General features: G+C 61.3%; 7 protein-coding genes. 1 reads left to right on the top strand and 6 read right to left on the bottom strand.

The features are described from left to right. The 3 genes from GHO41_RS19930 to GHO41_RS19920 form a co-directional block, all read right to left on the bottom strand. The coding region (locus GHO41_RS19930; RefSeq protein ID WP_305977938.1) for a biotin/lipoyl-containing protein at window positions 1-339 on the bottom strand (339 nt) is incomplete at its 3' end. Between the two features lie 2 nt (window positions 340-341). Beyond that, window positions 342-1,361, bottom strand: coding sequence for an alpha-ketoacid dehydrogenase subunit beta (locus tag GHO41_RS19925; RefSeq protein ID WP_048367731.1), 1,020 nt, complete (start codon window positions 1,359-1,361; stop codon window positions 342-344). An 11-nt stretch (window positions 1,362-1,372) separates the two neighbouring features. Then, window positions 1,373-2,335, bottom strand: a complete 963-nt coding sequence (locus tag GHO41_RS19920) for a thiamine pyrophosphate-dependent dehydrogenase E1 component subunit alpha (protein WP_153392123.1) — start codon at window positions 2,333-2,335, stop codon at window positions 1,373-1,375. Between the two features lie 201 nt (window positions 2,336-2,536). On the opposite strand from GHO41_RS19920, the gene GHO41_RS19915 reads away from it, so the two are divergent. After that, window positions 2,537-5,245 (top strand): LuxR C-terminal-related transcriptional regulator, encoded by a 2,709-nt coding sequence (locus GHO41_RS19915; RefSeq protein WP_153434437.1) that lies wholly within the window; start codon window positions 2,537-2,539, stop codon window positions 5,243-5,245. A gap of 440 nt (window positions 5,246-5,685) precedes the next feature. Here GHO41_RS19915 and GHO41_RS19910 read toward each other — a convergent pair whose 3' ends face one another. The 3 genes from GHO41_RS19910 to tssM are packed head-to-tail and all read right to left on the bottom strand — an operon-like array spanning window position 5,686 to window position 10,738. Beyond that, window positions 5,686-6,531 (bottom strand): serine/threonine-protein kinase, encoded by an 846-nt coding sequence (locus GHO41_RS19910; RefSeq protein WP_153434436.1) that lies wholly within the window; start codon window positions 6,529-6,531, stop codon window positions 5,686-5,688. Beyond that, on the bottom strand, window positions 6,528-7,256 hold the full coding sequence (locus GHO41_RS19905) for a PP2C family serine/threonine-protein phosphatase (RefSeq protein ID WP_153434435.1): 729 nt from the start codon (window positions 7,254-7,256) through the stop codon (window positions 6,528-6,530). The genes GHO41_RS19910 and GHO41_RS19905 overlap by 4 nt, the downstream gene beginning before the upstream one ends. Further along, window positions 7,256-10,738 (bottom strand): type VI secretion system membrane subunit TssM, encoded by a 3,483-nt coding sequence (gene tssM / locus GHO41_RS19900; protein WP_153434434.1) that lies wholly within the window; start codon window positions 10,736-10,738, stop codon window positions 7,256-7,258. The genes GHO41_RS19905 and tssM overlap by 1 nt, the downstream gene beginning before the upstream one ends. Window positions 10,739-10,745 lie beyond the last annotated feature (7 nt).

Here is a 10,745-nt window from a genome sequence, read left to right as displayed (position 1 = left end):
GGGCGCTGTAGCGGCCACGACTGGCTGCTCTGGCGCAGCGGCTGGAGCAACACCTCGCTGGGCGATAAAGGCGTCAATCTCGGCATCGCTCACCGACGCATCGGCCACCACGCCCAGCAACCCGCCCACCGGTAAGGTTTGCCCCGGCTGCGCCACTTTACGCCGCAGCACACCGTCGAACGGCGCTTCCAGCACGTTGGAGATTTTGCTGGTCTCGATGTCGCACAGTTCCTGATGCTGTTTGAAGCTGTCACCCTCTTCAATCAGCCAGTTGTTCAGGGTGCCCTCTTCCATCGACAGGCCCCATTTAGGCACCTCGATGATTTTGATCTCGCTCATGGTCAGGCCTCCATCACTTTGCGTACGGCGGCCTCGATGCGGTCGACACTCGGGATCCACGCCTGTTCCAGCACCGGCGAAAACGGTACGGGCGTGTGGGGCGGCGTGACCATGATGATCGGCGCCTTGAGCTGGTAGAACGCTTTGGTGGCGATCAGGGCGGCCAGGTCGTGGGCAAAGCCCAGGCGCGCCGCCGACTCATCGACAATGACGACGCGGCCAGTGGAGGTCACGGATTCCAGAATGCCGTCTTCGTCCAGCGGCGACACGGTGCGCGGGTCGACCACTTCAACCGAGATGCCTTCGGCGGCCAGTTTGTCGGCCACCTGGTTGGCTTTGTGGACCATGGCCGCCAGCGCGATGATGGTCACGTCGGTGCCTTCACGTGTGTAATTGGCCACGCCGAACGGGATGGTGTAGGGCTCTTCAGGCACTTCGCCCTTGATGTCGTAAAGCGCTTTGTGTTCACAGAACACCACCGGGTCGTCGTCGCGGATCGCCTGGATCAACAAGCCTTTGACGTCGTAAGGCGTCGACGGCACCACTACCTTGAGGCCCGGCGTGGTGGCAAAAATATGGTACGGCGACTGCGAGTGTTGCGCCGCTGCCGAGAAGCCCGCACCGATCATGCCGCGCACCACCATCGGCGCTTTGGCCTTGCCGCCGAACATGTAGCGAAACTTGGCCGCCTGGTTGTAGAGCATGTCGTGGCACACGCCGAAAAAGTCCATGAACATCAGCTCGGCCACTGGCCGCAGCCCGGTCATGGCCGCGCCCGCCGCCATGCCGATAATCGCCGACTCGGTGATCGGGGTGTCGATCACCCGCGACGAACCGAACTCGGTCCACAGGCCTTTGGTCACGCCCAGCACGCCGCCGAACGCTTCGCCCTTGCTGCCCACTTCGGCAGTACCGGCCTGACCGCCGCACACGTCTTCGCCGATCAGCACCACACGATCATCGAGCGCCATTTCTTGAGCCAGGGCTTCTTTGACCGCTTCACGATAAGTACGAATTGCCATGGTTCAACTCCTCAGTAAGACACGTAAACGTCGGTCAGCAGGTTTTCTACCGCAGGGAACTCAGCTGCGCGGGCCTTGGCCACGGCGTCATCAACCAAGGCCGTGACCTCGTCGTCGATGGCTTGCAGTTCTTCTGGGGAGATTTGACCGGCAACGTGTTGACTGAAGATTTTCAAAGGGTCGCTTTCATGGCGCAGACGCTCGACTTCGCCGTCTGCGCGATACAGCATCGGGTCACCTTCAAAGTGCCCGTACCAGCGATGGGCAATGGCTTCGATGGCGGTCGGGCCGCCACCGTTGCGCGCCCGCTCGACGGCCTCGCTCACCGCCTCGTACACCGCAAAGAAGTCCGTGCCATCCACCTTGACCGCCGGCATGCCGAAGCCTGCCGCGCGCTGGGTAATGTTGCGCCCACCCACCGCATAGTCGTGGCCGGTGGCTTCGCCGAAACCGTTGTTTTCAAACATGAAGATGACCGGCAGTTGCAGCACCACGGCCATGTTCATGGCTTCGAACACCAGGCCCTGGTTAGAACCGCCATCACCGGTGAACGACACGGCCACGCCGCCGTTACCCAAGGTTTTTGCCGTCAGAGCCGCACCGATGGCCAGGGGTGGCGCGCCACCGACAATGGCGTTGGCGCCGAGCATGCCTTTGCTCAAATCGGCGATGTGCATCGAGCCGCCCTTGCCTCGGCACAGACCAGAATCCTTGCCAAAAATTTCTGCCATCATCCCGTGAATGTCGCAACCTTTTGCAATGCAATGGCCGTGACCACGGTGAGTGGAGCCGATGTAATCGGTGTCTTTGAGGTTCTCGCACACCCCCACCGCAATGGCCTCTTCACCGCAGTAAAGGTGAATAAAACCGGGGATATCACCCGTTGTGTTCTCTTGATGGAGGCGTTCTTCGAACACGCGAATTTCGCGCATTTTGCGGTAGGCCTTGAGCAGTTCTGACTTGCTAAGCGACATGGGTTCGCCCTCTTGTCTTGGCTTTTTTATTGGGTTTATCGAACACCTTGTAGTGATCGACGATGGCGTTCCCTTACGGTAAGAGTCTAAAGTCGCAGCCATAACTACCCGGATGGGGGGGCGCCACTCACTCCCCCGGGGGGTACTCTTGAGCCCCCCTGGGACGGCGTCATCCAAACGCTAGAGGGATGTATAACAACAATGACCCAGGCCAATTTTTCCAACCCGATCGAGCGCCACACGGCCTTTGGTCTTGACCACGGCTTACCGCTGATCGGCACCAAACTGGTACCGCCGCGCTCGGCGCGTACGGTGCTGGCACGGACACGCCTGTTGGAAAAAGTCAGCCTGATGCAAGAGCGCTGCATGGCGCTGGTGTGCGGGCCCGCCGGGTTTGGCAAAACCACGTTGCTGGGGCAGTGGCGCCAGCATTTGCTGGAGCAGGGCCACAGCGTGGCGTGGCTCAGCCTGGATCAGCAGGACAACACCCCGCAGACCTTTCGCCGCTATGTGCTGGCGGCCTTGAGCCAGGCCAGTGGCGAACCGCTGGAGCCGGTGGCGGCCCTGACCGAGAGCCTCGCGCTGGCCGACAGCCGGTTTATCCGCGAACTGATCAACCTGATGCAGCCCCGGCAAAACGCCTTGTACCTGGTGCTCGATGACCTGCACCTGCTCAACCACCCCGGCATCGTCAGCGACCTTGAGCAACTGTTGCAGCATGCCCCCGACTGTTTCCACTTGCTGGTGGGCAGCCGCAGTGTTCCGGCGCTGCCGCTGAGCCGTTTGCAGGCGCACAATCAGTTGCTTGAAATCGACACCAACGCCCTGCGTTTCAACGTCGAAGAAACCCAAAGCTATCTGGCCAGCGCCAACCCTCAGCGCTTCCCTGCGACCGAGTTGCAGCGGGTTCTGAGCCTGACGGAAGGCTGGATCACCGGGATTCAAATGGCCGCATTGGCACCCAGCGATCCGTTGCGCAACCTCAACCGCATGCACCTGGGCAGCCGGCAGATCGGCCGTTATTTGTACGACGTGGTACTGGCGCCGCTGCCGGTGCGCTTACAAGAATTTTTGTTAAAAACCTCGATCCTCGGGCGCCTCACGCCGTCGCTGTGCAATGCCGTAACCGAGCACGACGACGCGGATGACATGCTGGCCGAGATTGAACGGCACAATCTGTTTTTGTTTTCGCTGGACAGTCAGGGCCACTGGTTTCGTTACCACGCCCTGTTTGTCGAGACCCTGAGCGAGCGCTTGCAGCACAGCGATATTGACGTAGTGCACTTGCATGAGCGCGCCAGCAACTGGCTGGCTAAACACCAGTATTGGGCCGAAGCGATTCGCCATGCGCTGGCCGCGGGCCAACTGGGCAGCCGCAGCGATTGTGCCCATCAGGGCGCGCAGTCGCTGGCCGAAGAAGGCGATGTCGAGACGCTGGTGCGCTGGTTGCAGCAGATGCCCGAGATCGCCAGCCTGCCCTTGGACCAGCAGCGCATCGACCTGCAACTGAACCTCGCGTGGGCCTTGGGCCATCATTTTCATTTCGCGGCTTCAAGGGGCTTGCTCGACAGCTTGCGGCCGTTGTTCAACACGCCGCAGCCCTGCTCGCGGCTGACCATCAAATACCAGGTTATCGGCGCCATTACCGAGGCCTTCGCTGAAAATATCAGCCAAAGCATCGAATGCGTTGAGCCGTTGCTGGCGCAGGTGCCGTGCGGCGATACCTGGGTCGACGGGCTGATCTGCAACATCCTCAGTTATGGCTACATGACCCAAGGCCATTACCCTCAGGCGCAAGCGGTACAGCGCCATATGCCGTGCCCGACCACGCCCTCGCACAACCTCTTTGTGACGGTTTACCGTGCCTTTGTGCTGGGCCTAAGCCACTTCCGGCAAGCCGATTTGCACAGTGCCGAGCAGTATTACCGCTTGGCGCTGACCCCAACCGAAGACCTCACCGGCCCACAATCGAGTGGCAGCGCGACGCTGGCGGCACTCTTGGGCGAAGTGCTGTACGAGCGCGGTGAGTGGCAATCGCTGCAAACACTGGTGACGCCGCGCTTGAGCCAGATCGATACCAACGCCCCGCTGGACGCACTGTTTGGCGCCTACGCCAGCCTGGCCCGCCGGGCGCTGCTGATGGGCGAGCCGACGCAGGCACGCTACCTGCTGGAGCATGCGCAGCAACTGGCAACACTGCGCCGCTGGCCCCGTTTGCAAGCCTGGCTGCTGGTGGAGGAAATACGCATCCACCTGGCGTGTGAGCAACTGCCGCAGGCGCTGGAGTTACAGGCGCAGTTCGAGGCGCTGGACCCGCAGCGGGCACATGCCGAGATCACCCGTGCACGCACTGAAGCGCATTGCCATATCGCAGCGGCGCAAAAAAACTGGAGCCTGGCCGCCACCCTGTGGCAAGCCCTGCTGCAAGACGACGAGCGTCAGGGCCAACTGTTGCGCGCCGTCCGCAGCCGCGCTGCGCTGGCGTGTGCGTTATGGCCAAGCGATCAGGCCGGTGCCGTCAACACCCTGCAACCGTTACTTAACCTGGCGTGTCGGCAACATTTGCGGCGCAGTGTGCTGGATGCCGGTGACGCTATGCCGATGTTGCTTGAAGCCATGGTGAAAACGGCTCGGGGTGAGGTTGCGCACTACCTGCGCGGCCTGCAGGAAAACCTCGATCCGCGGATTGGCAACGAAGACCTCGACAGCCGCGAGCCGAGTTTGAGCGAGCGCGAGTTGCAGATTTTGCGTTTGATTGCCCAAGGCCAGGCCAACAAAGAAATCGCCCGCAGCCTCGATATCTCGGCAGAGACCGTGAAATGGCACCTGAAAAACCTGTTCAGCAAATTGCACGTCACCAGCCGCATACAAGCGATCACCAGGGCGCAGAAGTTGTGTTTGTTGGGGTAAAAGGGCCGCCGAAAATCCCGTAGCAGTTGCCGAGCCTGCGAGGCTACGTCCGATTGCGCAGCGATCGTCAACGCAGAAAACTCCGTTTACCTGACACACCGCGCTAGCTGGTTTTACGACGACTTCGTCGCCGGACGCAGCCTCGCACGCTCGTCAGCGACTACAAAAGCCGGTTGAGCCCTGTAGTCGCTGCCGAAGCATGAGGCTGCGATGGGGTGCGCAGCGATCGTCAATGCAGAAAACTCCGTTTACCTGACACACCGCGTAAGCTGGTTTTACGACGACTCCGTCGCCGGACGCAGCCTCGCAGGCTCGTCAGCGACTACAAAAGCCGGTTGAGCCCTGTAGCCGCTGCCGAAGCATGAGGCTGCGATGGGTTGCGCAGCGACCCCAGGCGGCTGTCCGGGGCCCGTATCGCAGCCTTCGTTCCTCGGCAGCGACTACAAGAGTTTTGCGAAAAAACCGGGTTGGGTTGCCAGGGCTGTTCGCAATTGGGCGGCGCTGATGGTGCGTTTGGTTGGGTCCAATGCCAGGGCTTTGCGCACGGCGCACCAGGCGTGGCGGGGCAGGTTTTGGGGGCGCTTGAGACGCGTGCGGCTGGCAGGCTTTCGGTTGAACGGGTGTTTGCCGCTGGCCAGTTCATAAAGTAAACAGCCCAGCGCATACACGTCGGCAACGCAGGTCAACGCCGCACCTTCAAGGATTTCAGGCGCGGCATACCCCGGTGTCCAGGCGTTGACGCGGCTTCGGCTGACTGGCGCCAAGCCGTCCAGCGTTCCGGCCTGCGCCTGGCCAAGGCCAAAGTCGAACAAGCGCACGCCGTCTTCGCTCAGCAACACATTGCTCGGTTTGAGGTCGCCGTGCAGCACGCCGCGTTCATGGGCGTGCGCCACGGCATCGAGCAGCGGCAAGGCGATCTCCTGTAACGCAGACCACCCCAACCCCAACGGGCGCTCGCACAACAAACGGTCCAGGGTCGGGCCGTGCAATAACTCCATCACCATAAACACCCGCTGGTGCGTCGTATCGACGTCAAAGCTGTAGATACGCAGCACGTTGGGATGGTGCAAATGGCGCATCAGCGCGTACTCGTTGAAGAGCAAGGCGCTGGCATCCGGTGACTGTTCATAAGCTTCGCTGAGCACTTTAAGGGCGACGTAAGGCTGCGGGTCACCGAACTGTTCCTGAAGCAGGTCACGCGCCCGATACACCGTGCCCATGCCACCCGCGCCCAATAAACGTTCGATGCAGTAACGCCCGCCGAGCACGGTTGGCAATGCGCTCATTGGCGGATCACCACGGCGCTGATGTTGTCGCGCGCATCACCGCGCAGCACGCCGTCAAACAATCGCGCCAGCGCCACCTGCGGTGAGATAAGGCTCAGCGCGTTGCCCATCTCGCTGTGGCTGAGGTTCTGGTACAAGCCATCGCTGCACAGCAAAAACACATCGTCGGGCAGCACTTCAAGCTCGACCACGCTCAAGTTCAAATGCTCGCTGGCGCCAATGGCACGGGTCAGGGCACGGGCGCCGGGTTGGGCGAGCGCCTGCTCGCTGCTCATGGCGTGTTCATCCATCAGTTGTTGCTGCAACGAATGGTCCCGCGATAGTTGGTACAACTGCCGCCCACGCCACAGGTAGCAACGGCTGTCGCCCGCCCAGACACAGGCGCCACGCTGGCCCTCCAGCAGCAACGCGACCACGGTGCTGCCCATGAGGTTGTCAGCATGCTGGTCGCTGACGGTGAGTTCCTGGCCCATGCGCCGGTTGAGCCAGTGCAGGCACTGGCGCACGGCGTCCAGGCGCTGGTCAAAGGTTTGCACCTGGGTCAGTTCCCCCAGGCTGGCGACGATCATCTGGCTGGCGATGTCGCCCGCCCGATGGCCGCCCATGCCATCGGCCACGGCCCACAGCCCTTGCTGTGGGCAATCGAGAATGGCGTCTTCATTGCGCTCACGGACCTTGCCCTGATCGGTGCACGCCGCGCTGCGCCATGGCAGTGCTGGCACCATCACAGTTGCTCGGTCAGACGGAAGCTGCGCAGCACGTCCATATCAAACGGGTTGGGTGTGCGCTGGCTCATCAGCAGGTAGTTGGCGCGCAACCCGCCCACATCGGCCTTGAGCACCATCACATCGCGCCCGCTCAGGTAGTCGGTTTGCATCAGGTCCAGCAAGCGGAACAACGACCAGGGCCCGGTGCTTTTTTCGATGCCCACAGGGCGCCCGACGGTTTTTTCCATGACCAGGCTGGTGCGGCCGTTTTCGGCTTCGGTGGGCCACTGCAAGGTCACCGGAACGATCGGACCATGCCGGTATTCGATGGACTGGTTGCCAAAGCGAAACTCGGAGCGGCTGACGCTGGAGTCCAGGTTGTAGGGTTCGAGGGTGAACTGCACCTGCGGCTCTGCCGGGTTTTGCGCAAAGAAGCTTTGGCGAATGACGTGCACCGCGGCCATTTGATCCAGGTAGGTTCTGGCCATCGGCAAGCCTTGCCCGTCCATGCTGCGCAGACGGTAATTACCCGCCTCACCGCTGACAAAAGGCCGCATGTAGGTATCGAAAAAGCGATCACTGATGCCTTGCCCACGGAAGAACTCGCGGAAATCATTCAGGGCCACGTCGCTGTGGCTATGGGCGTTAAACGGATAACGCTGTTTGATCGCCCGCACGTAAAAACCGTACAGCTCGCGCTGATAACGCTGGTTGATAAATTGATACGTGTCGCTGAGCACCAGACGCCAGGTCTGTTCGGTCACCCCGTTAAACCACCCGTTGAGCGGGCTCGGCAAGCGTTGCGACGCCTGACGCAGTTGGCTCAGGGCATCGCGCTGGCCGGTCATGCGCGAAGCGGCCATGTCGAAGGCGGCCTGGTCCGGTGTGCTGGCACGGGCCAGGCCGGCCAGTTGCAGCTGCACGTCGTTAAGCCCCTGCAAAGCAGGAATGAGATCGGCGGCCGGGCCGTCGTTTTCATCCAGCAAACGGTGCAAAGGCTCGAAGCGGCGCTGCAAAGCTTTTTTGGCAGTATCCGGTACGTTTGCCGCTACAGCGCCCAGGACTTGTGTGGCTTTTTCGGCTGCCTCGGGCAGGGTTTCAAGGGCCTCAGCCACGCTTGGGAAGCGCGTGTTTTCTCGCACTTGGAGCAGCAAATGCAGCACCGCAGAGTTGGCCGAGGTCAGCCCGGCAAACTGCTCGGCGCCTTCACGGGCGGTGTTGAAAGGCTGTAGCGCCAACTGCCCGACCGCTTCGCTCCAGTGCGTGGCGTAATCACGAAAGTACAGTTGTTCAAGTTCGACCATCAGTTTGCGCAGGTCCATGGCGCTGAGGGTATTGCCCTCGCCCAGTACCCAGTTGTCACGCAGGATGTCACTGACCAGCGTCGCGCCCTGCACCGAGAAATACTGCTTGTAGCCTTGTTGGGTGTAGAACCCCGGGATCACATAACCCGCGCCGCTGAACACACTGCCTTGCGGCCCCAGATGCTGATCAAAGCTGTACGGTGCCAAGGTGTGCGCCTGCTCGTGCAACATGCGATACACCACTGAGGCCAGCGACTCACTGCGCAAGGCCTGACGTGCCTGGGCGATCAAAGTGTCGTTGAGCGGGTAGTTGAGCGTGAGGCCGAGCAACCGACCAAAGTGCTGGTTGAGCCCATTCTGCACGGCGCTATTGCCGGGGTAGCGCGCCGACCAGTCGGTGGCCACCCACGCTTTGAGCCAGGCATTGTCGCGACGTTCGGGCATGCCCAGCATGAGGTACGCGCGCACGCTGTTGAGCAGGCGGTCGCGGTTGTTGAGGTTAGCGCGGATCTGACTTTCAAGTTGCTGAGCCACACGGGGCAGCAATTGCGCCTGAAGCTCGCGCTCGTAGGCCTGGGTCACCACCGGGTGACTGACGCCGCCCTGATACAAACCCGTGCGTTCATGCAGCGACACGTCAATCAACGACGGGAACACCCGCGTCGCGGCGTACTGCGTGTCGAGCGTGCCAAGAATGGCCCGGGCATCATCACGCGGGCTCAACAGTGAGCGCTGTCGGTTTGATTGCTGGGCCAGTTCACGCAGTGTGTCCAGCCGCTCATGGTTGGCCGAAAAGCTTGCTGTCCACAGCAGACCTACGCCACCGAGTACTGCCAGCGCGCCCACGTACATGCCGCGCTGCCCCCAGTGCAGGCGCCGACGCTCGCGTTTATCCAGCCCCGCCAGTTCTGCCTCGGGGAAAATAACCCGGCTTAACAGGTGATGGACAAAGTGCGAGCGGCCACTGTGCAAGGTCGGCAGCACCTGGGCTTTCATGTCCAGCCGTGCACCGACATCGGCGGTGGTCGGGTTCAGTTTTTGTTTAACGTGAGGCGAGCTGGTCAGGTAAAAGCCGCGCAGCGGGCTGGCGCGCTGGTAACGATTGCCGGTGAACGCCATGTCGACAAACAGGCACAACCGCTCGCCAATGCTGCCCAGTTGATGCGGGAAATCGAGAATGCGCCCGCGTCGCAGACTGTCGCGCTCTTGGTGCATGCGCGTGATGACCTGGCTGTTGAGACGTCCCAACAACGCTTCGAACTCGGCGCGCAACAACGCCACATCGGCACCGCTCTGCCCTTCGCCAAAGCTGGCACCAAACACCTGGTCGCTCTCTTCGCGGCTCAGTTGCTCGAAGAACTCGGTGAAGCCCATCAGTTTGTCGGCCTGGCTCAGCACCAGATACACCGGCACCTCGATGTGCAAGGTTTGATGCACTTCTTGCAGACGCAGGCGAACCTGTTCGGCCAGATCAGACAAACGGGTTTCATCGGTAGAAAACAGTGCATCAACCGGCAAGGTCACCAGCACGCCATTGAGCGGGCGCTCGCGTCGGCGCTTGCGCAACAGGTCTAGCAAGGTGCGCCAGCCGTTGGCATCGGCGTGGGTGGCGTCTTGGGTAAGGAAGCGCCCGGCGGTGTCGATCAACACGCCGTTTTCAGCAAAATACCAATCGCAATCACGGGTGCCGCTGGTGTCGCGAGTGAGCTTGCGATCAATTTTATTGAGCGGAAAATCCAGCCCCGAAAAATCCAGCAAGCTGGTTTTACCGCTGCCCTTGGGGCCGATCAGCACGTACCAGGGCAGTTCATCGCGCCAGCGCTCGCTGCGACCTCGGTACACGCTGGAGGTTTTGAGTGTGCGCAACGCGTCCTTGAAGCGTGCGCGCAGTTCTTTATGGCTGGCATTGATCAGCGCTTCCCGGCGCTCGCGCTCTTGGCCGACGTCGTTGTCTTCGGCCTCTTTTTTACGCACCCCGGCCCGCCAACTGAGAAAGACCATGGTCAGGCCCCAGATCAGGCACAGCGTACTGATGGTCAACAGCCGCGCCGTGGCGTCCGCCCAGAATTTATGCTCATTGACCGCCAACAGCGGCCCCACCCACCACACCAGCAGGGCAATCGACAGCAGCAGTAACAGCGTCCACACCCAGGTCTGGCACACAAAGGCACCGACCTTTTTAAACACGTTTTTCATGACCTAT

The sequence above is a fragment of the Pseudomonas sp. FSL R10-0399 genome, from assembly GCF_009600165.1.
GTDB classification, from domain to species: domain Bacteria; phylum Pseudomonadota; class Gammaproteobacteria; order Pseudomonadales; family Pseudomonadaceae; genus Aquipseudomonas; species Aquipseudomonas helleri.
Note: the sequence above shows the minus strand (reverse complement) of the source record. Positions and strands in the feature narration are given on the sequence as shown.

Excerpts from the sequence above, each read along its gene's own strand:
- GHO41_RS19910 (WP_153434436.1), bottom strand. The coding sequence starts at position 6,531 with ATGAGCGCATTGCCAACCGTGCTCGGCGGGCGTTACTGCATCGAACGT.
- GHO41_RS19915 (WP_153434437.1), top strand. The coding sequence starts at position 2,537 with ATGACCCAGGCCAATTTTTCCAACCCGATCGAGCGCCACACGGCCTTT.
- GHO41_RS19905 (WP_153434435.1), bottom strand. The coding sequence starts at position 7,256 with ATGGTGCCAGCACTGCCATGGCGCAGCGCGGCGTGCACCGATCAGGGC.
- tssM (WP_153434434.1), bottom strand. The coding sequence starts at position 10,738 with ATGAAAAACGTGTTTAAAAAGGTCGGTGCCTTTGTGTGCCAGACCTGG.
- GHO41_RS19925 (WP_048367731.1), bottom strand. The coding sequence starts at position 1,361 with ATGGCAATTCGTACTTATCGTGAAGCGGTCAAAGAAGCCCTGGCTCAA.
- GHO41_RS19920 (WP_153392123.1), bottom strand. The coding sequence starts at position 2,335 with ATGTCGCTTAGCAAGTCAGAACTGCTCAAGGCCTACCGCAAAATGCGC.